The following is a 25,050-nucleotide window of genomic DNA, read 5'->3' as shown; positions in this document are numbered from 1 at the left end:
AGATAGGGGTATGTCGAAGAAACAAGCAGTGTGGGCGATCGCCGCGAGCACAGTCGTCCTATCCGCGTGCTCGGGTGGCAATGACCCGGAGCCGACCGTCACGGTGACTGTGGAAACGGTTGCGCCTTCGACTGACCCCGAGGTCCCCTCAGACTTTAGGGACGACGCTAGTCGTGCTTCGCTCGACTACGCGATGAAAGTGGTGGACGAGAGAAGGCAGGAGGGCGGCAATGCCGTTGTGTCACCAGCTTCGATCAGCTATTCGATGGTGATCGCGGGAACCGGTGCGGTCTGCACGAATGAGGAAGCGTTGGTGAGTGCCTTGGGAGTACCCGCTGAAGGGCGGGAAAACACCTACCTGTCTCTCGCAGCTGACCTGGCTGGGCGAGAAGAGGCCGATTATGCGACACGGCTCTCCGGGCTGATCCTGTCGAATTCGACGACGGGACGTGCCGACAACGAAGCACTGTCGGATCTCGCGGAACGCTACGCCCTATCCCATATGACGGTCCCTGAGAGCGAGATCGGGATAACGGCTGACATGTGGGCCCTGGATGCGTCGGACGGTCGTCGCGATGGTTTGGCGGCACCGCTGTCGGCTTCTGCCGACTATTCAGTTCTACTCAATCTTTCTTACTGGAGTACGTGGAGCGTGAGTGCAGACGTGACAACCCTGGACTTCGAGTTTGAGGACGGCAGGCGGGAGCCGGTTCCGGCTCTGGAGTTGCCGGCCCTGGCTTGGGAGGCGGATAGTGGCACGATCCTCGAGCTTCCCACCACATCACCCGACAGCACCTATCTGTACTATCCGGATGTTGCAGGAACTCTTGGGGATCTGACGGCCGACGATTGGGCAATTCCCGGCAAGGGCCAGGAGGTTGTGTTGACCGTCCCGACCCTTTCCGCAAGTGAGACAACCAACGTTGAAAATCTTGGGGACCAATCGTTTCTCGCCTCCGGTTGCGAGAATCCTGGCTTTGGAGCTTCGGCCGTAGGAAGCCTTGCCAGCCAGCATGCTTCCTACGAGTTCGGGGTGGACGGAATCGCAGCCGATCACGTGGGCGATGTGGTGGAGCCGGGGAGAGAAACGCTCACACCAGATAGGTCGGGGACGAATGCGAAGATCATTGCCGTGGACCGCGCTTTTGCCGTGATGACGGCCGATGAGGAAACTGGATGGGCGATTCTCTACGGAATGATCGGTGACCCGACGGTGCGGAACTAGATCGCATCGAGGTCGCAACAACAAATCGCGCCGGTAGCATTGCCGTAAGTCGGCATACCTCACGTCAAAAGCAGACCCGTTGGGCGTGCAAGCACCGTGTTTGGACAATGCATGGGCGCGGCACCAGCAGACGAGATCGACCGAAAAGGAACGAGCAGATGATGAAGAAGACAGCACTCCCAACGGCACTGTTGCTGACCATTGCCGCATGTGGCACCTCGGCAGACGAACCCGAAGGCGAGGAGACAACGACGCCGGATAGCGAAACCAGTCACGTTGTCACTGATGAAGAGTACGAGCGGGCGACCGATGCCTCGCTGGAATCTTCGATTGACGTCCTGCGGGCGCAAGACGCGGACAACGGCCTCATTTCACCTGCGTCGCTCAGCTATGCGTTGGCAATGGCGGGGGAGGGCGCCCAGTGCGAGACACTCACCGAAATCAACGAATTCCTGGGCGTGGAGGACGGCTCGCGGTCGACTATCTATCCGGGTCTTTTGCGGCCTGCCAATAAGAGCGGCGAGGAATACGTGACGGGGTTCAGCGCTGCCGTTGCACACAATACGGGGGTGCCCGATACGAGGCTGGACGTTCTCGAGAATGTTGCCGAATCCTATGATGCGGACCTGTTCTCGGATTCCCTCACCAATCTCCAGCCTGCCCTTGACTCGTGGGTTGAGGAGTCAACCGGCGGCCTCCAAACCCAGCTACCCGTTCCGCTACCCGAAAATACTGCGACGGGTTTCATCACCGCCATGCACTACGAGACCGAATGGCAGGGTGATGCGACGAAGACGACGTTCGAGTTCACCAGCTCAGATGGTCAGGTGGAAGATGTGCGCGGAGTTTACCTGCCGGGAAACGTTACTGCCCGGGAGGCGGACCGCGGCACGATCCTGGAACTGCCAACGGACTCACCCGATACAACCTACGTGTTCTACCCGGATGAAGTCATCGATCCCGCCGACCTGACCGCCGATGACTGGGACCTGGAGGACGCCGGAGAGCCTACGGATGTGCACCTGCGTATTCCCGCGGTTGACTTCGACGCCCAAACCGATGTCCTTAAGTACAAGGATGATATTGGCTTACCGAACATCGACGCGAAGGAAGAAAGTTGTGGCCTGGCTGGATTCTCGAAGTCGGAGCAGCATTCGGTTGAGATCGTTGTTCAGAAAGCAACGTTCAAGCTTGACGATGAGGGGATTGCCGCCTCGGCCGTCACCGAAATTATCGGCGAGGCCGGTGCTGCACCGGGCCAGGAAGAGCCCGTTATCATCAACGTTGACCGACCCTACGCCGTCCTCACCGTCTCCGAAGACACCGACTGGGCACTCATGTACGCCACTATCACCGACCCCGGTGCGATCACCCCCGCCATGTACTGAAACACCGAAGCGCTCGTTCCTGCCGCCGACAGGTACGGCACATCACCAGCATCCTGATCGCGGGATGATGGGTGTTACGGATACACTGTCACGGTGATTATTGGCCAGAACGTCTCGATGCGAATCGGTACCCGCGAACTCCTGACGGATGCGAACTTCCGCATCGACAAGGGTATGCGGATTGGTCTTGTCGGCCGCAACGGTGCAGGCAAGACCACCCTGACCCGCCTCCTCGCCGGGGAGGGCGTTACCTCCGACGTTATTGAACACACGGGGCACATCACTCGCTCTGGCGAGATCGGCTACCTTCCGCAGGATCCCCGCACCGGCGACCTGAGCATACTGACCCGCGACAGGGTCCTGTCCGCCCGCGGGATCGACGAGACGATCCGCAGGATTCGCAAGGCCGAAACCGACATGGGAACCATGACGGGAGCGAAGCAACAAAAGGCCATGGAACGCTATGTCCGCCTCGATGCAGAGTTCACTGCGGCAGGCGGATGGGCGGCTAACTCCGAAGCAGCATCGATCATGGCTGCCCTTGGTCTTCCCGACCGCGTTATCAACCAGCCGCTCGAAACCCTGTCCGGCGGTCAGCGCCGCCGCGTTGAACTTGCCAGGATCCTCTTCTCCCAGGCCGAAACGCTCCTCCTCGATGAGCCAACAAACCACCTCGATCACGACTCGATCCTGTGGCTTCGCGACTACCTGAGGAACTACTCGGGTGGCTTCGTTGTCATCTCCCACTCCGTCGAACTGCTCGATGAAACCGTCAACAACGTGTGGCACCTGGACGCAAACAGGGCGGAGCTCGACGTTTACTCCATGGGCTGGAAGCTCTACCTCAAACAGCGCGAGACGGACGAGAAGAGACGCCGCCGAGAACGGGCCAACGCCGAGAAGAAGGCCTCAACCCTCATGGCGCAGGCCGACAAGATGAGGGCGAAGGCCACGAAGGCCGTGGCTGCCCAGAACATGGCGAGGCGAGCCCAGAAGATGCTGCAGGGACTCGAGGCGGAACGGTCTGCCGACAAGGTGGCAGCGCTCCGGTTCCCCACCCCGGCTCCCTGCGGAAAAACGCCGCTCACCGGCCACGAGCTGTCGAAGAGCTATGGCTCGCTCGAGGTCTTCGCCGGCGTGGACCTGGCGATCGACCGCGGCTCCAAGGTCGTCATCCTCGGCCTCAATGGTGCAGGTAAAACAACGCTCCTGCGGATCATGGCAGGCATTGAAGAGGCCGATACCGGAGTGGTTCAACCCGGCCACGGCCTCAAACTTGGCTACTACGCACAGGAACACGAGACGATCGACACGGGTGCGACCGTATACGAGAACATGAGGCGAGCCGCCCCCGATCTCGATGACACAAACGTTCGTAACGTTCTTGGTTCGTTCCTGTTCTCCGGGGATGATGCCAACAAACCGGCGGGCGTCCTGTCCGGTGGCGAAAAGACCCGTCTGGCCCTCGCAACCCTCGTCGTGTCGGCCGCGAATGTTCTCCTGCTCGACGAGCCGACGAACAACCTCGACCCGGCCTCGCGCGAGGAAATCCTCCGTGCGCTACGCACGTATGAGGGGGCGGTTGTTCTCGTCAGCCACGACGAAGGCGCCGTGGAAGCTCTCAACCCTGAACGGGTCCTGCTGCTACCCGACGGGGACGAGGATCTCTGGTCGGACGACTACCTGGAACTCATCGCCCTCGCCTGATTCCGTCCGCCACAGACCGACCCTCCTACATAGTTGACCGTGCCACGTAGCGGGCCGCCCGCACGAAAAACCAGTAAACGTTGCGCGAAACTGCGCTGGTTACTCGGGGTGGGTGGTGAGGATGTCGTGGACGTCGAGAACGACGGTGGAAAGACGGGGCCGCGGTCGTCAGCGTCCGATGCTACCGGCCTCGTCGAGAATGCTGTCCTCGATCTCTTCGTCGGTCGGGCCGGAACGGCGGCGTGAGGGCCTCTCGGTTTCCTTGAGAAGCCCCAGGTCCCGCAGCTCCTCATCGGTGAGGTCAAGTTCGGAAAGATCGACTCCGTCAACCACCCACGAGTTCTCCTTAGACTCGCGGCGGGCAAGGATTGGGACAACGGCCAGGGCTGCGACCGCAAAGAACCGCCACTCCCAGGTGTATGCCAGGTGGGAGCCAAGCGAGGTTGACGGCTTCGGATAGGGCTGGGGTGCACCCGCGGCATTGCTACCCGGCTGATCCGCTGACAGTTCGAACCGACCATCAAAGAACTCCGGCAGGCCGGCAGTCACCGAATCCGGTAGTGCCTCCACCACTTTCTCAGGCGTGACCGTGTATAGGTATCCCTCTGCGGGAACCCTGTCATGAGGTTCCTCGGAGGGTCGAGTGCGGGCTTGGATCGTCACCTCTCCGGTCGGAGCTTCGGGAACGAATCCTTCCACTCCAGCATCGCCGTCGGCTTGGACGCGGGGAATCCATCCGCGATCCACAATAACGGTGATTGGTTCGCCGTTACTCTCGGTAACGAAGAGATTGATGACTTGGTAGGCGGCTGAGCCGCTCACCGAACGGCCACGCAACAGGAGCTGAGAATCCGGTACGAATTCCCCGGTCATCTCCACCAGCTGCCACTCGTCCTCGTCAGCCTCAACCTGCTCGATCGTCGTTGTGGGCTGGTGCCAGGTTCCTTTGATCTGCTCGGCTGCCGCAACCTTCTCGTGGTAGCGACCCATCTGCCACTCACCAAGGAAGTAGCAGACTATTGACGCAAGGATCATGAGGATGATGAGGCCGATCCACCGAGGCGAGGCCAAGAAGGAGTATTTGCTCATTATCGGAGGAACTCTCCTTCCCCCAATGATGTGTTCCGATAGAGCTCGATCTGTCCCTGCTGCTCAACAACGGTTGGGGCGGGCCCCTTCTCACGACCCGCGTTTGCTACGAGGACGGCGATAGCGGGGATGATAACGGCGGCGGCCGCAAGAACAATGCGCACCGGCCAGCTCGGAATGATCAGGAAAAGAATGAAGCAGACCATGCGAACGATCATGGAGAACAGGTAGCGTCGGCTCCGGCCCTTAATGTCCTCCTCGAGGGCACGCCGGACCGATGTCACAGACACGATCTTGGCGGCACGTTTACGCATACCACTAGGTTACGCCACCTCGATGAGAACGAGAGAAGCGCAGGTATGAGAAGCGCTAGGCTGAACCCATGAAACTTGTTCTCATGCGCCACGCCAATGCGGCAGGTGGCTCGCCCGACATTGCTCGCCGTCTCGATGACGAGGGGAGGGCACAGGCCAAGGCCCGAGGCAAGGACCTCGCCAGCTTCGAATTCGATGTTGCGCTTGTTTCCGCAGCATCCCGAACCAAGGAAACGTTCCGACTCCTCCAGCTCGACGTTGAGGACGTGAGGGAAGAATCCGATCTGTACTTCGGTTCCCACGAGACAATCCTGCTGCTCCTCAATTCCCTTCCCGACACTGCCGAAACCGTTCTTGTCGTCGGTCACGAACCCACGATCTCCCAGGCAGCTGCAATCTTTGGAGCGGAGAGCGAGCGGGCCCAAGAAATCCGCGGGGGAGTATCTCCCTCAACCGCAATCGTCCTCGAATTCAAGAACTGGAACGGCCCCGCCGAGATCGTCGAAATCTTCGCGAACTAGATTCGTTCCCGTTCGCCAAACAATCCCGGCATGAACCGGTGGTCCGCGAACCAACGACTGGCGGCAACCGGTCGTGAATTGCCCAAGAACTGAGCATGATCGCTAGTTCGGATACTTACCGAAAGCGGAACCGGCCCCAGAGAAGAGCCGGTTCCGGTATGTCTGTCGTCAGCAGCCCGTGGCGTGCTTCAGTGGGACCTCGCGTGTGAGAGGCCTACGCCCACCCGAAGAGAGCGCCGACGGCATCGAGGCGGTTGAAGGAAATGTTGGCGTCGGCCTGTTCACGGACGACCGGCTTGGCCTGGAAGGCAATGCCGAGCCCGGCAACTCCCAGCATCCCCAAATCGTTGGCACCGTCACCGACGCAGACAACGCGGGAGAGCGGGATGCCCTGCCTGTCCGCCCATTCCTGAACCTGCGCGGTTTTTGCTTCGCGGTCCACAACGGGGCCGATGGTGCGCCCGGTGAGGAGACTGTCTTCTACTTCAAGTTCGTTGGCGATCCACTGGTCGACTTTGAGTCTTGTCGCAAGCGGGTCGAGGACCTTGGTGAAACCGCCGGAGACGAGGCCGAATGTGGCGCCGCGTGCGTGGGCGAGTTCGACAAGCGTGTCGGCGCCCGGGGTGAGGACAACGTCCTTGGCCACGTCATCGATCACGGTGACCGGTAGGTCCTTGAGGGTTGCCACGCGATCACGTAGGGACTCGCCGAAGTCCAGTTCGCCTCGCATGGCGCGGTCGGTGACGGCCGCAACCTCGTCCTCGGTGCCCGCCCGGCGGGCAAGGAGCTCGATCACTTCGTCGCGAATAAAGGTGGAGTCGACATCGGTGACGATCAGGGCGGGGCCGTGCTCGGCGAGATCACCCCACGTGAGGGCGGTGTCGATGAGGAGGGCTGTGGCAGGGGAAACAAGCTCATCTTCCCAGCCCTCGAAGGAGCCTGTGACGGTACCGAAGAAGGTTGCTGCGGCAAAGCCTTCGACCGGCACCTCCTCGAAGCGAAGCCCGGTTGTGCGGGATGCCAGGTAGTTCTGGGCGTGGCTCACATAGGCCTGGGACAAAGGGCGAGGGGACACGAGCCCGAGACGGACCGTGTCCCCTTCGTTGGGATACGTCATTTCTTCACAATAGTGTTTTTCGGAACGACGACGATACCCGACTCGGTCACGTGGTAGCCGCGCGCCTTGTCCTCTTCGGGATCGATGCCAAGCTGTGCGCCCTCTTCCACCCTGACGTTCTTGTCAAGAATGGCCTTCGAAATCGTTGCATTACGACCGATGTTGACGTTGTCGAACAGGATCGAGTTGCGGACCGAGGACCAGGAGTTAATCCGGACGTGGGGCGATAGGACAGAGCCCATAACCTCACCGCCGGAGATGATGACACCGGGGGAGATCAGGGAGTCCAGCGCGTGCCCGAGCCGCTCGTGGTGCCCGTACACAAACTTGGCGGGGGGAAGGCCCGTGTAGCCGGTGAAGAGCGGCCACTTGTCGTTGTACAGGTTGAAGACCGGGGACACGGCAATGAGATCCATGTTTGAGTCGTAGAACGCGTCGATCGTTCCCACGTCGCGCCAGTAGTTGCGGTCCTTGTCGGTCGAACCCGGGACGTCGTTGAAGGTGAAATCGTAGAGACCGGCCTGGCCGGCTTCCACGAACTTCGGAACGATCGAACCGCCCATGTCGTGCGACGAATTGTCATCTTCGGCGTCCGCCTTGAGGACATCGATGAGGACGTCGGTGTTGAACACGTAGTTGCCCATCGAAGCGAGCACCTCGTTCGGGGAATCCTTAAGACCGGTGGCATCCGTCGGCTTCTCCAGGAAGGCCCTCATCTTGACCGGGTTGTTCGGATCGGCGTCGATGACACCGAACTGGTCCGCGAGCGACAGGGGCTGACGGATGCCGGCCACGGTCATGGGGAAGCCCGAATCAATGTGGGACTCAATCATCTGGGAGAAGTCCATGCGGAAGATGTTGTCAGCGCCAAGAATGGCAACAATATCGGGGCGTTCGTCCTCAATGGTGTTGAGTGACTGGTAGATGGCATCCGCAGAGCCGAGGAACCAGTTCTTGCCCTTGCGCTGCTGGGCGGGGACGGGGGCGACATAGTTACCCAGGAGGTTCGACATGGGCCAGGTCTTAGCGACGTGACGGTCGAGGGAGTGCGACTTGTACTGGGTCAGGACAACGATCTTCAGGTACCCGGAGTTCACCAGATTGGATAGCGAGAAGTCGATTAGTCGGTAGATGCCGCCGAAGGGAACTGCCGGTTTTGCGCGCTCAGCTGTGAGCGGCATGAGGCGTTTTCCTTCCCCACCGGCGAGGACAATGGCGAGGACACGGGGATTAGATCTCATAACCACAACTATACCCAAGACAGTGATGGGGACCACCGAGTTTGCAGAAATTCTTATCTTCCATCGGTACGATGGGGAGGGAGTTGCAGACATCTAGAAAGGTGCATCCAATGAGGGTTGATTTACTATCGCGCGAATACCCGCCCAATATTTACGGTGGAGCCGGTGTCCACGTTGCTGAGCTCTCCAAGGTGCTTGCGGCGCACGCCGATGTCCACGTCCATGCTTTTGACGGGCCGCGCGAAGCGGGGCTGGTCGACGGCGTCACGGTCAACGGCTACGACTATCTCGACGGGCTGGAAGGCAATGATGCCATCAAGACCTTCGGTGTTGACCTGCAAATGGTCGGGGGCGTCGAAGGTGCCGATATCGCCCACTCTCACACCTGGTACGCGAACCTTGCGGGTCACCTGTCTGGACTCATGTACGAAATCCCGCACATCATTTCCGCCCACTCGCTCGAGCCTCTGCGCCCGTGGAAGCGCGAGCAGCTCGGTGGCGGCTACGAACTCTCGTCCTTTGCTGAGAAGACCGCCTACGAGGGGGCGGCGGGGCTCGTCGCCGTTTCCCGTGCAATGAGGGAAGACATTCTCCGTAGCTACCCGAACGTGGACCCTGACAAGGTCGAGGTCATTCACAACGGCATCGACCTCGATGCCTGGAAGCGGCCCGATTCCATGGATGAGGCAGAAGAGTACTTCCGTTCCTACGGTCTGGACCCGGAGCGTCCAACGGTCATCTTCGTTGGCCGCATCACCCGCCAGAAGGGTGTGCCGCACTTCCTCCGCGCCGTCGCCCAGCTTCCCGAGGGAATCCAGGTCATTCTCTGTGCCGGCCGCCCCGACACAAAGGAGATCGCGGATGAAGTTCGCGGCCTCGTCGAGGACCTCCAGAAGGACCGCGACGGAATCGTCTGGATCGAAGAGCACCTCAGCCACGAGAAAATGGTCTTCCTCCAGTCCATGTCGACAACCTTTGTCACCCCGTCTGTTTACGAGCCCCTCGGCATCGTGAACCTCGAAGCCATGGCATGTGGGCTTCCCGTGGTTGGCTCCGACACCGGTGGTATTCCCGACTGCATCGTCCACGACGAAACGGGCCTTCTCGTTCCGATTGACCAGGTGGATGACGGTACGGGCACCCCGAAGGATCCGGAACGTTTCGAAGCTGATCTTGCAGCGGCGCTCACCGAGGTCTGCTCCGATCAGGAGCTCGCCGCCCGCATGGGAGCCGCCGGACGTAAGCGCGTGGAAGAGCACTTCTCTTGGGAGTCGATCGCCGTCAAGACGATGGACTTCTACACCCGTGTCCTCGAGCGTTTCTGAGGTGCACTAAACTCGTGCCCATGGGAGATGTTCTAGAACTTCAGCAGGTAACGGTGCGGCGTGGTGGCCGCAACATTGTGGACCACGTGGACTGGTCCGTGAGCGAGGGTGAGCGCTGGGTCATTCTCGGCCCTAACGGTGCGGGAAAGACCTCGCTCATCCAGCTCGCTGGCGCACGCCTGTTCCCGACCACGGGGAATGTGACAATCCTCGGGGAGACGGTCGGCAAGACGAATGCCTCCGAACTTCATCCTCTGATCGGCCTTGCCTCCTCGGCCCTCGACTCCAGGATTCCCGGTTCCGAGCGCCTCCACGACGTCGTGCGGACCGGGGCTTACGGCGTGACCGTGCACTGGCGGGAGAAGTACGACGAGGAAGATGACATGAGGGCCAGGGGCTTGCTTGCGACCATGGGCGTCGGGGAACTCGCGGACCGCACGTTTGTTTCGATTTCCTCCGGAGAAAAGAAGCGCGTTGGTATTGCCCGCGCTCTCATGCCCGACCCGGAGATCCTCCTTCTCGACGAGCCCGCCGCCGGTCTTGACCTGGGTGGCAGGGAGGAGCTCATGGGCTCGTTGAAGACGCTTGCTCACGGCGATTTTGCTCCCTCGATGGTTCTCGTGACACACCACGTGGAGGAAATCCCGGCAGGATTCACTCACGTTCTGCTCATCAAGGACGGCACGGTTCTCGAGTCGGGAGCGATCGACGATGTGCTGACCAGCGAGAACCTGTCAGACTGCTTCGGCATCAAACTTGATCTAGAGAAAACTGGGGAGCGCTACACCGCTCGAGCGCACCTGTCGTAGCCTGAGGGTCACCTTTGTCGCTCTATACTGGGAGTGCCCCAAGCAGGAGGAGAAAAGTATGAGCTGGATGGCCTGGCTGATTATCGCTATCGTCCTCGGAATCATCGAGATTCTGACGGTCGATTTCACATTCCTCATGCTGGCGGGCGGCGCACTCGCCGCTGCGGGTGCCGCTGGTCTGACAGAAAATCTGGCGATCCAAGTCCTCGTCTTTGCCGCAGTTTCGGTGCTCCTTCTTTTCACGGTGCGCCCGTGGGCGAGGAACCACCTTCAGCGGTCCACTCCTGACACCGCGACCAACGCGTCTGCTCTGCTCGGCATGCCGGCAGAGGCCCTGTCCGATGTGACGGCGCGCGGTGGCCGCATCAAGCTTGACGGTGAAGTGTGGTCCGCTCGGACCTACGGGGCTGTCATCCCGGCTGGCTCGATCGTCATTGTCCAAAAAATCGACGGTGCCCACGCCATCGTCCACCCTAGGTAAGGAATCATGCCCGAGAACTTCGAACCCGGACAGATCATCCTCTGGATCCTGCTCCTTGTTATTATTCTTTTCATCGGCGCGGCCCTCTTCAAGGCCGTCCGGATTGTCTCGCAGGGCGAGGCCCAGATTGTGGAAAGGCTCGGCAAGTACCACAGGACACTGACGCCGGGCATGCACTTTCTCGTGCCCTTCATCGATCAGATCCGCCAGCGCGTCGACCTTCGTGAACAGGTCGTTCCGTTCCCGCCCCAGCCCGTTATTACGTCCGACAACATTGTTGTCAACATCGACACCGTCATTTACTACCAGGTGACCGGACCGGAGGCCGCGACCTACGAGATCGCGAACCCCATGGCCGGTATTGAACAGCTTGCTGTTACGACCCTGCGTAACATCATCGGTTCGATGGACATGGAGCAGGCGCTCACCGGACGCGACCAGATCAACGGTCAGCTCCGCGGCGTCCTCGATGAGGCAACCGGCCGCTGGGGTATCCGCGTTAATCGCGTTGAGCTCAAGGCCATTGACCCGCCGGCGACGGTCCAGTCGGCCATGGAGCAGCAGATGAAGGCCGAGCGTGACCGCCGTGCCGCCATCCTCACCGCCGAAGGCATCAAGCAGTCCGCTATCCTCACCGCCGAGGGTGAGAAGCAGTCCGCGATTCTCCGCGCCGAAGGTGACGCCCAGTCCACCATTCTCCGCGCACAGGGCGAATCCCGCGCTATCCTCCAGGTCTTTGACGCTATCCACCGCGGTAACGCCGATCCCAAGCTACTCGCCTACGAGTACATTCAGATGCTCCCGAAGATCGCCGACTCCGAGTCGTCGAAGATGTGGATCATCCCGACCGAGCTCACCGAGGCACTCAATTCCGTTACCCAGGGCTTCGGCGGCAAGCCGAACGGGCCCACCGTCGACACTGACGACAACGGGTACCAGCCGAAGGTCGACTTTGGCGAGGACGAGGACGACGTCGCCGACGCGCTCCGCAACACGGCACTGCCGGACATCGACGATGCTCTAGCAGCCGCGAAGGGTGAAGCCGCACGGGCCACGGATGAAGCGTCCGAGGCCGGCGAAACCTCCGGCCGCCGGGCAGGCCGCGACGACCTCAAGGGTCAGGACCCGGATCGCCCGCACCCGGACGAGAACAAGTAGACCCAAAATTATCAACAGATAGCAATACCGTGTGAAGCGGCGGGTGCCTCGGTACCCGCCGCTTCACCATGGAAGGACCACCGTGTACGTGGAACTGACAGCGGCCGACGATCGGCTTGTCGACTACACATCGCTCACCGATGTGGCGCTCCGAAAGAAACTCGAGACCGAGCGCGGACTGTACATGGCGGAGTCCACGAACGTCATCATGAGAGCCGTTCAGGCTGGCCACAAGCCCCGCTCATTCCTCACCGCGCCCAAGTGGCTGGACTCCATCACCCCGTGGGTGGAGGCCGCCTGCGGCAGTCCAGACGGGGGAGACACCCCCGTCTACGTCGCGGACGAGGAAGTCCTTGAAGCAATTACCGGGTTCCACCTTCACAGGGGCGCTATGGCGGCCATGAATAGGCCGGTTCTGGCCGAGCCGCTTGACCTGCTAGAAGACGCCCGCCTTATCGCAATCATTGAGAACCTCGTTGACCACACGAACGTGGGAGCGATCTTCCGATCGTGTGCGGCCCTCGGTGTCGATGCGGTTCTTGTGAGCCCCGGATGTGCCGACCCGCTCTATCGCAGGTCCGTCCGAGTATCCATGGGAACTGTCTTCCAGGTGCCGTGGACCAGGATGACGCAGTGGCCGGGCGGACTGTCCACACTTGCCGAAAACGGTTGGGATGTCGCGGCCATGGCCCTATCCGATAGCGCGGTGAGCCTGCGGGAATTCTGCAACGGGCTCGGTTCCGATTCGAAGGTTGCCCTCCTGTTTGGAACGGAAGGCGACGGGCTATCCCACCGTGCCACCTCCCAGTCCACGGCGACAGTGACGATTCCAATGGCGGGAGGAGTTGATTCCCTCAACGTGGCAGCCGCCTCCGCTGTCGCCATTTACGCCGTCAACGGCGCACTGTCAGCCGCCACGATCTCCTAGCATTTTCGTGAGAGTTCCTGCGATAGCGCAAGAGATGAAGCAGGCTTTCCGGGAGCCTATCTAGCCTGTGCGCGTCCCACCTGCGCAGATGCTCAGGAACGGGAAGATACCGCGGTTTCCTAGGTGAAAGGTCACACCTGGCACCGGTTATAACCGGTTGCCCACCGGGGTGCTTCGTGGTGGGTTAGAAGGGTGAATAATTCCCCGATTACCGATGCCAGCTTCGCTAAAGCTTTCGGTGTAGTTTGTGCCGAGAATCGTAACGATCTTGGACTCAGCCAGCAGGCATTCGCACTAAAAGTTGGGATGGACCCCAAGAACTATCAGTGCATCGAGTACGGGGTTAACTCAAAGGGTGCAATGACGAACCCTCAAATGCGGACCATTCTTGCGATTGCCCGCGGTTTCGGGCTCACGCCCCACGAACTATTAGAAGAAGCCTGGGAAGAGGCCCACAAGGGCCGCTAGTCCACTTTCCTCTCTACGCCCCCTGTTCCACAGGGGGCGATCCTGTCTCTTAGGGGCGGTTGTCCAATCGGCAGATTGTTCTCGCGGGCTGTGCCCGAAATAGAAGAGAGGACAACCATGTTCATCGTGTTTCAACCACGTCGACCAATCGCGGCAAGTGCCGTCAGCGGGAGGTGGAGCCATGGATAGCATCTGGATCCCGGTGGCGCTCCTCGTCATCGGCATCGCGTCGCTCGCCCTTCTCCTAGCAAGGAGGGGCAAATGAAGAAACCGCTAGCGGTGGCGGCACTGATCGGTCTCATGTCAGCTGCCGGTATTCCCGTAGCTCAGGCGGACCTGAGCGCGACTCTGAACGCGAGGTGGGACCGGCCCCCGGATACTGTCCATTCCGGTGACGGCCTCATGGCGAACGTCGAGTGGGACGCGAACTACGCCCACGGGTTCATTGACGAGGCGGAACCCACCTCCGCGACGTTCCTCATCACGGTGGATTCGGGTGCGTTCATGGCGCTGCCGGATCAGTGTGGGGATGGCTCCTCGCTCACCCCGACACGAATCGAATGCGTTCTTGAAACTCCGGACGATAATGGAATCGCGGGTTCTCTCCCCGTTGCTGTTCGCGCGCAGGGATCGACCGGTGACCAAGTGTCGCTGACGGTCACCGATCCGCACGGGAACGTTGCTTCGACACGGAAGCTCGACATCACGGCAGAGTCGGGAATTGACATTTCGTTGGTCCCGGCCGCGATCCACGCAACCAACTACGTGTTCCACGAGACCATTGAGGCAACCTCAGCGGTCCCGATCATGGTGTCGGTGCCGTTCGGGGCTGAACCTCTGACCGGCAATGTCTCGCTCACCCTTGATGTCGACACGTTCGTGGGACCGGATGTCATGGAGAACAAGGCTTCGATGTCAATTGTTCCCGTGACGGCCGGTGCGACCGTCACGGGCGTGGCGGCAAACGGCGAGAACTACGAGGTTCCGGACGTGACGGTCGTTGAAGACGGGACCCAAGTAACTCTGACGTTCCCGGTGCCGGAAGCGGTTGTCGCACCGACCGTGGACGGGGCGGGCAATGCTCTTGACACGGTTCCGGTTGCCTCCTTCGCGCTGAGCTTCGACTATCCGGTTTCCGATCCGGTTCTCGACAACGATGAGATCTCCTGGTCCGTCGAGGTTGTGTCGTTCAAGGCGCAAACAGAATCCGGTCCGGTGACGGAGCAGGTGCGGACAACCAATGACCGCATGCAGTCTTCGCTTGTGACGATGGGATCCGCGAGCGCCAAGTTCGTGAACGGCAGGGCTCCGGATGCTGGCGGAATCATTGCCGTGCCGGGTGATGATCCGGCGGATCTGCCGGTCGTTCATTCAGCGGTGTGGGATGAGAGCCTGGGTACCGGTGTGTTGTCTGCGGGTGCGAATCACTGGTTGGGCCGCGGGCCGATTTTGCCGGGCGACCAGATGGTCGGCATTATCAACGCCGCCTACTACGTGGGCCGGAGCCCGTCTGACTATCAGCCGGGAACGACTCACGCGTACTGCCTGATTTTTGACAGGGAGAGTGGGACGACTTCCTACAACGGCAAGTACGCCGTTGAGGAGCTGGATAAGTACACGGTTGAGTACTTGACCGGTAACATTCCGGGTGGCTTTAGGGCACCGGACTGCGGGCAGGGTTCGTGGACCGAGGTTGAGCCCGACGATCCAACGGCTATCCGCATCCTGTTTGATCCGGCGGAACAGGCTGCTCCGTTCGAGGTGCGGCCGCTGCTCGGTGCCGGATACTTGGCGTCGGAAGACCTCAAGGAGGGAGAGCGTGCCTGGATGTCGGGTGGTTTCACTCTCGACATCGACAACAAGCCGTGGATCATGTCGTCCACGTCGATCTCCCAGCTGCCGGGGTCCGAGTACGGGGCGACAAACAGTTTCCGCGATGCGGTGGAGGTCGTGCCGTCGCGTACGTCGGTGCGCCTCGATGCCTCGGCTGACAGCGTGTCGCGCGGTGAAGAGTTTTCGTGGCTGGTTGATACGCAGATTTCTGCGGCGCCGTTCGCTGACCGCGGTTCGGACACGGTGGAGCACCGGCTCGTCCTTCCGGCCGGTGTTGAATATGTTGACTCTCCGGTCGATCCGACCGTTGCGGAGGAACATGGCAGGCAGGTGCTTACCTGGTCGTCGACGGTCAACGTTGGCGATGTGAAGACGAGCGAGATTGTGGCTGTCCATCGGACGGGTACGGGCACGCTGGAGGCGGAAGTCTCCGTTGAGAACCTGACGGCTGATTATCTGACCGAAGACAGCGATCGGGCAACCGTGGTCGCGGAGGCATCATCGGGAACATACCTGACGAAGTCGACGGAGTCGGATGAGTTTGCGCTAGACGGCTCGAATCGTTGGACGGTGACGCTTGAGAATCGAGATTCTCAATCCGTTGACGTGGCTGACACGATCGATATTCTTCCAGTCGAGGGTGATGGTCGAGGGACGCGCACGTCCGCTGATATTGCGGTGACGGAGCTTGCCGGGGGAGAGGTGTGGGTGACATCGCTTGATCCGGCCGATATTGACCCGGATCCCCTTGCGTGGTCGAATGGCTCGATTGGACGGCCGTCACGGATGTGGGACGAGTGGTATGGCCAGGACGATGTCACGGCCGTCCGCTGGATCTCCCGGAATGTTGGACCCGGCCAGAAGGCTACGTACACGATCGACTACACGGTGGATGGGGCGACGAATGGCGACCTGCTCGTCAACTCGGCCCAGACCCGCACCGCGGGTGCGAAGACGACGATGATCAATTCCAGTTCATCAACCACCGTTGGTGAGCCGGCTGATCTGCAGGTCGACAAGGCGCTTATTGGCTCCGGCAGTTCGCTAGCCGCTGGTGAGGAACTGACGTTTGCCATAACCGTGCGGGGAACCGGTCCCGGTACCGTGCGCGGTGCCACGGTTGCCGATATCCCTATCACGGGTCTGGAAGATGCCACATTCACCGAGGTTAGCGTCGGAACTGCGGATGGGGCCGTGTGGCGGATTGGGGACCTTCCCGAGGATGAGATTGTGACGGCAACGGTGACGGCAACCGCCACCGGAGGACCCGTAGAGAACATGCTGGTGGGCGACGTCTGTGACGACGACTGCGTCCACGTTGAACCCCCAGCATGCGAACCGAATGTCGACGTCTATTCGGACACCGACCGCTGCGACTATGTCGTTCTTGAGGAGCAACCGGTTCTCAAGGTCGACAAGACCCTCGACGGTGAGCTTCCGGCAAGCGGCGAAGCCAGCTTCACGATCACGGTTCTGAACGATGCTGTGCCGACAGACGGTGTTGTCACGACCGCCACGGAGGTTGTTGCAACCGACCTTGCGGGCACCGGACTTGACCCTGAGACCATCGCGTGGTCAAACCTGTCCCAGGGCAGTAACGACGGTGCAAGCTGGATGATCGGTAGCCTGCCGGCAGGTGAGAAGGTCACGGCCACCGTCACCGGTGATCTGCTGCCCGATGCTCAGCGGGTCGTCAACGCCGTCTCGGTCAGGAACCCGGTCCTGCCGCGAGAGCTTACGGAGCCGGCGGATGCGGTTCCGAACGAGACCGTCGAGGAAGATACGGACCAGGCCGATGTTGTCGACATCAGCAGGCCCGGCAGGCTCGCCGTCAACAAGGAGTTCGTTCAGCTGCAGGACGGGAGCATTGAGTTTCTCATCGAAGTTGGCAACCTCGGTGGCCGAACCATTTCCGATGTTGTTGTCGTCGATGTGGCAGACCCCGATCTCGTGAACGTTGTGTTGAGCGAACCCACGTCCGGAACCGTCGACGAACTGTCCTGGCTGGTTGGGACTCTCGAGCCAGGTCAGGTCGAGAAGGTTACCGTCACCGCGACTGTTGCCCCCGACGCCTCGGAGGTCACCAACCAGGTGCGAGCAGACGGCGAGGGGTTCCCACACCCCGGAACCTTCGAACCGAACCCCAGTCTTGACACGGATACCGACCAGGGTGACACCGTCGTTGTTGACATCCCGCGAGCAGAGCTCCGGCTCGACAAGAGGGTTCTCTCCGTCAATGGAGGAACAATCAACTTCGAAATCGAGGTCTGCAACATTGGAACGGGACCGGCCGGATCGGTGACCGTCACAGATCCCGGAGGAGTCAATCTCGAGAAGGTCGACTCCGACGATGAACGATTCCAGGACGGTACGTTCTTCCTCGGGGAACTCACCGCGGGACAGTGCCAGACCCTCACCGCGCAGGGAACCGCAACCCAGTCCGGAACGAACGTTGCCTTCGTAGACTCCCCGAACGACCCGTTCGAGGAAGGCTCGAACCAGCGGAATGATTCCATCGAAGAAGACATCGACGGCTGGGACGAAGTGGACTTCGAGATTGTTCCTCCCACGCCCTACCCGGGTGAACTACCGCTCACCGGCCCCAATGCCGTCACCGTTATTGTCGGAGGCCTCGGGCTTCTGGGCCTTGGCGTGGGACTCCTCCTTGCAAGAAGGAGAGCATAGCGCAAGGGCCTAGCGGCAGTGAAGACTGCCGAGCAGTATAATCCAGGGCGGGTTCGTCGAGCTAAACGGCTCCGGCGAACCCGTTCTGGCGCCACGCCTCATAGATCGCAATCGATGCCGAATTAGCCAGATTAAGAGACCGAATGCTCGGCTGCATCGGAATGCGCAGTCGAGACGTAACCGCTTCATGGTCCATGACGTGCTCGGGCAAGCCGGTCGGTTCCGGCCCAAACAGCAGAACATCGCCCGGACGATACTTCACATCCGCATAGGAATTCGTCGTGTGACCGGTGAACGCAAAGATCCTTCGGTCCTCGCCCAGTGCCGCAAGAAGAGCATCCCAGTTAGCATGAATCTTCAGCTCGGCCAGATCGTGATAGTCAAGGCCCGCACGGCGCAGATGAGCGTCATCAAAGTTAAAGCCAAGCGGCTCAACAAGGTGAAGGGTGATCCCCGTGCACGCCGACAGTCGGATCGCGTTACCGGTATTCGAAGGGATGCAGGGCTCGTAGAAGACGACGTCAAACACGAGCCAAGACTACCTACTGTTGATACGTCACTTCCAACGTGGCCCGAGCAATCGTGTGGAACAGCGCATTGAAAGAGACCGCGGTGGCAGAAACCTCCTCCGCATCGAGCTCCAGCGTCGGCACATCGAGCGCATGAACGGCGAAGATGTAGCGGTGCGGGCGATCACCGGCGGGCGGATTCGCGCCCTCCCAGCCCCACACCCCACCATCGGTCCGGGCGTGAGCCGCAGCCCCCGGCAAGAATAGGTCAGACTCGCCCTGGCCACGCTCGAGATACGTCACCGTTGAATCCAGGTCAAGAATGATCCAATGCCAGTAACCCGACGGAGTTGGTGCATCCGGATCGAAGCAGGTGACAACAAAACCTTTCGTCTCCTCCGGGAAGTCCCGCCACGACAGGTGAGGGGACACATTATCGTGCGGCTTCACATGCAAAACAGGCATCTGCTCCCCGGCGACAAGATCATCCGACTCGAGAACAAAAGCCGGAACCTGAGGAAGTAGTTCGTAGGGATCTGGTGCAACAGGACGATCAAGATTCATGCCCCCAGTGTATGCCACGCATCACATAAGGCCAGGACATCGGGGTGGTGAGCCAGAAATTCCGGGTCGATTTTTGTCGAACACGGCCCTACACTGATTATCGAACAAACGTTCTAATTCTGGAAGGGTGGGACATGAATCAGATGCAGCGACTCGCGCATGCGAGGAGTGTCCTTATGCAGGCAGAAACTGCCAGCGGGCTCACTCGAACAGAGGAAAAAGAGGGCTGGCAAACCCCCGAAGCCCTTACTCCCGTCCTGCCCTCGCTCAAACCCGGAATCCTTGCCGTCACCGGATCGGCCACGGTCCTCCTGTCAATCGCCGGACAGGCCTCCAGCCAAGGAGCCTGGGTTGCGCTCCTCGGACTTCCCTGGGTCGGGTGGGGAGCTGCCGCCGAACACGGCCTCGACCTCAGCCGCACCGCCCACATCCCCGAACCCGGCCCCCGTTCCGCCGAGGTCCTGACCGCGCTCGCGGATGGCTTCGATGTCATTGCGACGGGCCGACTGGGCCTTTCCGTGCGTGAACAGCGTGCCATTGCCCAGCGGGTGCGGAGCAGAGGCGCCAGTATCCTCGCCTCGGAATGGTCCACTGCCTCCTCAACCCTTCACGTCGAGGGTGGGGGAGTGAGCGGATGCGAAGACGGCATCGGCCATGTCAAAGACCTACGGTTCACGGTCTCGTCCGGCTTCCCCCGGGTGGAATGCCTGTGGACGGATCAGGGTTTGGTCCCCGCTCCCCGGATACTGCAGGCGGTGTCATGATGCTTGGAACCTTGCGGGGTGCCCTCTGGGTTCCCGACTGGCCGGTGGCGGCGGCAATCGCCTCATCCTTGGCCCTACCCGAATCACCGGTCGCGGTATGCGACACGAAGGTGCGGGCCGCGAGTCCCGCCGCTAGAAAGCTTGGGGTCAGACAGGGCGACACCCGCAGAAAGGCGCTGTCTCTCGTCCCGGACCTCCTGATCGTCCCAAGGGATGACGAGCGGGACATGAAGGTGTTCGCTGGTGTGCTGGACGCGATCGACGATCACGTGGCGTCAACCGTGATCCTGCGGCCGGGGCTCGTGACCTTCGGTGCGCAGGCCCCAGCCCGCCTGGCAGGCGGGCTGGACGAGCTGGCTTCCGCCCTCATCTCTTCGGTTGCGGAGCAGGCGGAAGAATCTCAGGTGGGCTACGGGTGTGGCCTCCTGACGTCTATTTTGGCGGCCCGGGAAGGTGCCACTGTTCCCGCGGAAAAGACCGAGTCTTTCCTTGCCCCGTTTCCGCTGGAGGCGGTCCTGGTAGCGGCGGGAACCGAGACAATCCGAAAGGACTGGACAGAGACAATCGACACGCTTCAGTCCCTGGGAATCCGCACCGTTGGGCAGCTTGCCGATCTGGATCACGGTCAGGTGGCGTCCCGCTTCGGCCTGATTGGAACAATCCTGTGGCGCCTCTGCCGAGGTGCCGACCATGCGGTTCCCCAGACCACGGCACCCGCCGGGGAGATCGCGGTACGCCGACACGCCGAGGGAATTGCAAACGAAGAGCAGGCCACGTTCTTCGCAAAGGCGCTCTCGGACGAACTGGCGCAGAAGCTGGGGCAACGCATGCAAGTATGCGGCCAGCTAACCGTCGGGGCACGTTTCTCCAACGGCGCGGAAAAAAGCAGAACATGGTCCGTTGACGGCGCCCACCGGGCCCGGGACATCACAGACCGGGTTCGCTGGCAGATCTCGGGCTGGCTTGATCAGCGCCGCGAACACCCCCTCGGGGAACTCATCCACCTGGAACTTGTCGCCACCGACCTGTCGTCGGCAGGTAGCCATCAGCCGTCCCTCTGGGGTGACCGCAGGCGCGGACGGGAGCAGGCGCAACGCAGTGTCCTGCGGATCCAGGGCATGCTCGGAGATTCATCAGTGCAGTCGGTCAAGCTGACCGGAGGGCGCTCTCCCGATTCCGTGGCTGAATTCGAGAACTGGCATGCGACCTCGGAACAGAAGAGCCCAGAAAAACCCTGGGTGGGTGCAATCCCCAAGCCCTGGCCCTCCGTCGTCTTTCCAACACCGCCACGAGTTGTGCTGTCCTGCAAGTGCGGAGGAGCGCTCTATGTCGGAGAAGAAATCGAGCTGGCCTGCCTCGGATGCGAAAATCCTCGCCCGGTCAGCCTCTCCCTCGTAGGCGGAAAGAAACCCGACTCAAGCTATGCTCACGCAGCTTGCTACTACTCGAGCAAAGTGCAGGTGTGGAACCATGCGGGACCCTGGAACGTGTCGGGCCGGTGGTGGGCACGCGACGCATATCGACGCGCCTACCTGCAGCTCGGAGTTGAAGGGCCAGCGGCCCTTGTCTACCGCAGCGGCTCGAGCTGGTTCCTGGAGGGGATCTACAGCTGATGACCCCCCGGTACGCCGAGCTCCACGCACATTCGGCCTTCTCCTTTCTTGACGGAGCATCCCTGCCGGAAGATCTCGTGGGCCGGGCAGTCGACCTTGAACTATCCGCCCTGGCACTGACCGATCACGACGGCCTTCCCGGGGTGGTCCAGCTTGCGACCGCCGCGAGAGCCGCGGACCTGTCCACGGTGATCGGATCCGAACTGTCACTACCCCTACCGGGACAGGTCTATGCCGCAAAGCGAGCCGGTGAAAAAGACCCGGAGGGCACGCACCTTCTTGTTCTAGCGCGCGGAGTCGAAGGATATCGCAGACTGTCATCGGCAATCGGCGAGGCGCAACTCGCTGCAGGACAGAAGGGACGAGCCAACTACACCCTCGAAGGACTCGCGGAATCCTCGGGAGGACACTGGAACATCCTGACCGGATGCCGGAAAGGACACGTCCGGCTCGCCCTCGAAGAAGAAGGCATCGAAGGAGCAAGCAGGGAACTGGACCGTCTCATTGCTCTCTTCGGTCGGGACAGCGTCTCCGTTGAACTTGTTGATCTCGGCTACCCGGATGATCGGGAACGCAACAGGGCGCTCGCGGAGCTAGCCCGCGAACATCGGGTCCGTGCGGTTGCTACCGGCCAAGTCCACTACGCGACCGCGGAGGATCGTCCGCTCGCAGATACTCTGGCGGCGATACGGAGCCGCTCCACTCTTGACGAGATGGATGCCTGGCTACCCTCCTCCGGGGCCTACCTGCGTTCCGACCGGGAAATGAGAGTTATCCATTCCCGCCACGAGTACGCGGTCGATGCTGCGGGGGAGCTGGGGGCCGAACTGGCTTTCGACCTTCAGCTGGTTGCTCCGCAGTTACCGCCCTTCCCCGTCCCCGCCGGGCATACGGAAGCGACATGGTTGCGGGAGCTCACGTACCGCGGGGCTGCGAAAAGGTACGGCAAGCGTGGCCCGGGGGCAGTTCCCGGTGCCTGGGAACTTATCGATCACGAGCTCGAAATCATCGAGGACCTTGGCTTCCCCGGCTATTTCCTTATCGTCCACGAGATCGTCGACTTCTGCAGGCAGTCCGACATTTTCTGCCAGGGCCGCGGCTCCGCAGCAAACTCCGCAGTCTGCTTCTCCCTCGGTATCACCGCCGTTGATGCTGTTAAGCACAAGATGCTGTTCGAAAGGTTCCTGTCTCCTGGCAGGAGCGGCCCTCCCGATATCGATATCGACATCGAATCGGGCAGGAGAGAAGAAGTCATCCAGCACGTGTACGAAAGGTATGGGCGCAGGCATGCGGCCCAGGTCGCGAACGTCATCAGCTACCGACCGAAGATGGCGGTGCGGGATGCGGGACGCGCCCTCGGATTTGAACTTGGACAGGTCGATGCCTGGGCGAAATCCGTGGAGCGCTGGGGCTCCCTCGTCTCACCCGACGATGGGGAAGGAAGGGAATCCGAGACCGCCACGGACTCGATTGACGGTATTGACCCGCTCGTTCTAGACATCGGCCAGCAAATGCTTCGCCTACCCCGCCACCTGGGTATTCACTCCGGAGGCATGGTCATGTGCCACGGCCCCGTCATCGATGTTTGCCCGGTGGGCTGGGCGACCGCACCTGGCCGTACGGTCCTCCAATGGGACAAAGACGACTGTGCAGAAGCCGGACTCGTCAAATTCGATCTGCTCGGCCTCGGCATGCTGACAGCCCTCCGCCTTGCTTTCACCGAGATTGCCCGCCACGGTGTGGTCGATGAATCTGGTGCACCCTACGAGCTCCACACCGTCCCCCAAGAGGACCCGGAAATCTACGACCTGCTGTGTGCCGCCGACACCGTCGGAGTGTTCCAAGTGGAGTCCCGCGCACAGATGAGTACCCTCCCAAGGCTTCGCCCCAGGGTTTTTTACGACATCGTCGTGGAAGTTGCCCTGATCCGCCCCGGACCTATCCAGGGCAATGCCGTCAACCCCTACATTGCTCGCCGCCGCGGCCGCGAGCCGGTCACCTATCCCCACCCGCTCCTCAAACCCGCCCTCGAGAAAACCCTTGGGGTGCCGCTCTTCCAGGAACAACTCATGCAGATCGCCGTCGACGCCGCAGGCTTCACCGCAGCCGAAGCCGACCAGCTCCGCAAAGCCATGGGCTCAAAAAGATCCGCCCAGCGCATGGAAGCCCTCCACCTCAAGCTCACGGACGGCATGGGAGCCAACGGAATCGATGCAGTTACCGCAGAGCAGATTTACGACAGTCTCAAAGCTTTCTCCGACTTCGGCTTCCCCGAATCACATGCCTTCTCCTTCGCCTATCTCGTCTACGCCAGCTCTTGGCTCAAAGTGCACCACCCCGAAGCGTTCTACATGGGGATCCTGGGGGCCCAACCGATGGGCTTTTACTCCCCGCAAAGCCTCGTCGCCGACGCTCGCAGGCACGGCGTGAGAGTGGCCCGCCCCGACATCAACCACTCCGAAGTTGAAGCCTCCCTCGAACAAAGCACGGACCGGGTCCCGGGTGAAGACCGCCAGTCCCAGCATCCGCCCCGGAACCTCGTCCACCCCGACCAGAACCTCGTCCTCAGGTTAGGGCTCACCTCGGTCAAAGGACTCGGAGAAGCCGCCGACAGAATCTGCGAAGCCCGAAAGGAGCAATCCTTTCGGTCCATGGCTGACCTCGCCAGGAGGGCGCGGCTGGGGGAGAAGGACCTACGAACCCTCTCAGAGGCCGGGGCTCTCACCTCGATCGGTACCACTCGCAGGGAAGGCATGTGGGCTGCCGGGCCGCTTGGACACGAAGAAACCGTTGCTCACGGCTGGATCCAACCCACCATCCCCGGAACCGAAGTCGGGACAGTCGCCCCGACACTCCCTAACATGACAAGAGCCGAAACGATCGTCGCCGACGTCCTCACCACCGGCATATCCTCCGACTACCCAACCGTCCTTATTCGAGACCGACTCACCGCCCAAGGAATCCGCACCATCGCCGACATCACCACCGCACCGATCGGAACCAGGCTCCGCGTTGGAGGAATCGTCACCCACCGCCAACGCCCCCACACGGCACGCGGGACAATCTTTCTCTCAATCGAAGACGAAACGGGCCTCCTCAACGTCGTCTGCTCTTCCGGGCTCTGGAACCGTTACCGAGAGATCGCACGGCGACCGCGAGCCCTCGTTATCCGCGGCATGGTGGAACGTGCGGACGGTACCGTCAACTTTGTTGCTGACGGATTTGAGAACCTTCCGCTGGCACTTCCAGTTCGCTCAAGAGATTTCCGTTAATCTGTTCGCCCAACGCGTCTTGTGCGGCGCGGATCTTCA

The 25,050-nt window shown here is 61.1% G+C and carries 20 protein-coding genes; 14 read left to right on the top strand and 6 right to left on the bottom strand.

Annotated elements, in window-relative coordinates; genetic code table 11:
• The first annotated feature begins 10 nt into the window (after nt 1-10).
• The 3 genes from ACTHUY_RS03015 to abc-f all read left to right on the top strand — a co-directional run bounded on the left by ACTHUY_RS03015 (nt 11) and on the right by abc-f (nt 4,320).
• Entirely contained in the window at nt 11-1,225 is a 1,215-nt protein-coding gene (locus ACTHUY_RS03015; RefSeq protein ID WP_441677634.1) for a hypothetical protein, read from the top strand.
• A gap of 158 nt (nt 1,226-1,383) precedes the next feature.
• Nucleotides 1,384-2,613 (top strand): serpin family protein, encoded by a 1,230-nt coding sequence (locus tag ACTHUY_RS03010; protein WP_441677632.1) that lies wholly within the window; start codon nt 1,384-1,386, stop codon nt 2,611-2,613.
• A 93-nt stretch (nt 2,614-2,706) separates the two neighbouring features.
• Nucleotides 2,707-4,320 (top strand): ribosomal protection-like ABC-F family protein, encoded by a 1,614-nt coding sequence (gene abc-f / locus ACTHUY_RS03005; RefSeq protein ID WP_323052623.1) that lies wholly within the window; start codon nt 2,707-2,709, stop codon nt 4,318-4,320.
• A gap of 168 nt (nt 4,321-4,488) precedes the next feature.
• Here the strand turns inward: abc-f and ACTHUY_RS03000 are convergent, their stop codons facing one another.
• A complete protein-coding gene (locus tag ACTHUY_RS03000) occupies nt 4,489-5,409 on the bottom strand; it encodes an SURF1 family protein (RefSeq protein ID WP_441654213.1) in 921 nt (306 codons plus the stop codon).
• On the bottom strand, nt 5,409-5,723 hold the full coding sequence (locus tag ACTHUY_RS02995; RefSeq protein WP_126703204.1) for a DUF3099 domain-containing protein: 315 nt from the start codon (nt 5,721-5,723) through the stop codon (nt 5,409-5,411). Before ACTHUY_RS02995 ends, ACTHUY_RS03000 begins: the two co-directional genes overlap by 1 nt.
• A gap of 68 nt (nt 5,724-5,791) precedes the next feature.
• Between ACTHUY_RS02995 and ACTHUY_RS02990 the strand changes: the two genes are divergently transcribed.
• Entirely contained in the window at nt 5,792-6,244 is a 453-nt protein-coding gene (locus tag ACTHUY_RS02990) for a SixA phosphatase family protein (protein ID WP_441677630.1), read from the top strand.
• Between the two features lie 214 nt (nt 6,245-6,458).
• Here ACTHUY_RS02990 and serB read toward each other — a convergent pair whose 3' ends face one another.
• Both serB and glgC read right to left on the bottom strand, forming a co-directional pair.
• Entirely contained in the window at nt 6,459-7,361 is a 903-nt protein-coding gene (serB, locus tag ACTHUY_RS02985) for a phosphoserine phosphatase SerB (RefSeq protein WP_441677628.1), read from the bottom strand.
• Nucleotides 7,358-8,602 carry a glucose-1-phosphate adenylyltransferase gene (glgC, locus tag ACTHUY_RS02980; protein ID WP_441677626.1) on the bottom strand — a complete coding sequence of 415 codons (1,245 nt, stop codon included), beginning with the start codon at nt 8,600-8,602 and terminating at the stop codon, nt 7,358-7,360. The genes serB and glgC overlap by 4 nt, the downstream gene beginning before the upstream one ends.
• Before the next feature lie 110 nt (nt 8,603-8,712).
• On the opposite strand from glgC, the gene glgA reads away from it, so the two are divergent.
• From glgA to ACTHUY_RS02945, 7 genes are all read left to right on the top strand, one after another.
• Entirely contained in the window at nt 8,713-9,927 is a 1,215-nt protein-coding gene (gene glgA / locus ACTHUY_RS02975; protein ID WP_441677624.1) for a glycogen synthase, read from the top strand.
• A gap of 20 nt (nt 9,928-9,947) precedes the next feature.
• A complete protein-coding gene (locus ACTHUY_RS02970) occupies nt 9,948-10,736 on the top strand; it encodes an ABC transporter ATP-binding protein (protein ID WP_441677622.1) in 789 nt (262 codons plus the stop codon).
• A 58-nt stretch (nt 10,737-10,794) separates the two neighbouring features.
• On the top strand, nt 10,795-11,217 hold the full coding sequence (locus ACTHUY_RS02965) for an NfeD family protein (RefSeq protein ID WP_126703209.1): 423 nt from the start codon (nt 10,795-10,797) through the stop codon (nt 11,215-11,217).
• Nucleotides 11,218-11,223: 6 nt separating this feature from the next.
• Nucleotides 11,224-12,375 carry an SPFH domain-containing protein gene (locus tag ACTHUY_RS02960; protein ID WP_441677620.1) on the top strand — a complete coding sequence of 384 codons (1,152 nt, stop codon included), beginning with the start codon at nt 11,224-11,226 and terminating at the stop codon, nt 12,373-12,375.
• Between the two features lie 82 nt (nt 12,376-12,457).
• Nucleotides 12,458-13,303 carry a TrmH family RNA methyltransferase gene (locus tag ACTHUY_RS02955; protein WP_441677619.1) on the top strand — a complete coding sequence of 282 codons (846 nt, stop codon included), beginning with the start codon at nt 12,458-12,460 and terminating at the stop codon, nt 13,301-13,303.
• Nucleotides 13,304-13,495: 192 nt separating this feature from the next.
• Entirely contained in the window at nt 13,496-13,771 is a 276-nt protein-coding gene (locus ACTHUY_RS02950; protein WP_126703212.1) for a helix-turn-helix domain-containing protein, read from the top strand.
• Between the two features lie 261 nt (nt 13,772-14,032).
• Complete coding sequence (locus ACTHUY_RS02945; RefSeq protein ID WP_441677617.1) at nt 14,033-18,289, top strand: hypothetical protein; 4,257 nt, start codon at nt 14,033-14,035, stop codon at nt 18,287-18,289.
• A gap of 61 nt (nt 18,290-18,350) precedes the next feature.
• Here ACTHUY_RS02945 and ACTHUY_RS02940 read toward each other — a convergent pair whose 3' ends face one another.
• Together ACTHUY_RS02940 and ACTHUY_RS02935 are read right to left on the bottom strand one after the other, a co-directional pair.
• Nucleotides 18,351-18,818, bottom strand: coding sequence for a tRNA (cytidine(34)-2'-O)-methyltransferase (locus tag ACTHUY_RS02940; RefSeq protein ID WP_126703214.1), 468 nt, complete (start codon nt 18,816-18,818; stop codon nt 18,351-18,353).
• A gap of 13 nt (nt 18,819-18,831) precedes the next feature.
• Entirely contained in the window at nt 18,832-19,362 is a 531-nt protein-coding gene (locus ACTHUY_RS02935; protein WP_126703215.1) for a YbhB/YbcL family Raf kinase inhibitor-like protein, read from the bottom strand.
• A 134-nt stretch (nt 19,363-19,496) separates the two neighbouring features.
• Between ACTHUY_RS02935 and ACTHUY_RS02930 the strand changes: the two genes are divergently transcribed.
• Genes ACTHUY_RS02930 through ACTHUY_RS02920 form a run of 3 tightly spaced genes read left to right on the top strand, consistent with a single transcriptional unit; the run spans nt 19,497 to nt 25,011 of the window.
• The gene (locus ACTHUY_RS02930; protein WP_441677615.1) at nt 19,497-20,126 is read left to right on the top strand and encodes a hypothetical protein; all 630 of its coding nucleotides are present in this window, start codon (nt 19,497-19,499) and stop codon (nt 20,124-20,126) included.
• On the top strand, nt 20,123-21,739 hold the full coding sequence (locus ACTHUY_RS02925) for a DNA polymerase Y family protein (RefSeq protein ID WP_441654224.1): 1,617 nt from the start codon (nt 20,123-20,125) through the stop codon (nt 21,737-21,739). The genes ACTHUY_RS02930 and ACTHUY_RS02925 overlap by 4 nt, the downstream gene beginning before the upstream one ends.
• The gene (locus ACTHUY_RS02920) at nt 21,739-25,011 is read left to right on the top strand and encodes an error-prone DNA polymerase (RefSeq protein WP_441677613.1); all 3,273 of its coding nucleotides are present in this window, start codon (nt 21,739-21,741) and stop codon (nt 25,009-25,011) included. Before ACTHUY_RS02925 ends, ACTHUY_RS02920 begins: the two co-directional genes overlap by 1 nt.
• Nucleotides 25,012-25,050: the final 39 nt, after the last annotated feature.

This window comes from Flaviflexus sp., assembly GCF_052087705.1.
Classification (GTDB): Bacteria; Actinomycetota; Actinomycetes; order Actinomycetales; family Actinomycetaceae; genus Flaviflexus; species Flaviflexus ciconiae.
Note: the sequence above shows the minus strand (reverse complement) of the source record. Positions and strands in the feature narration are given on the sequence as shown.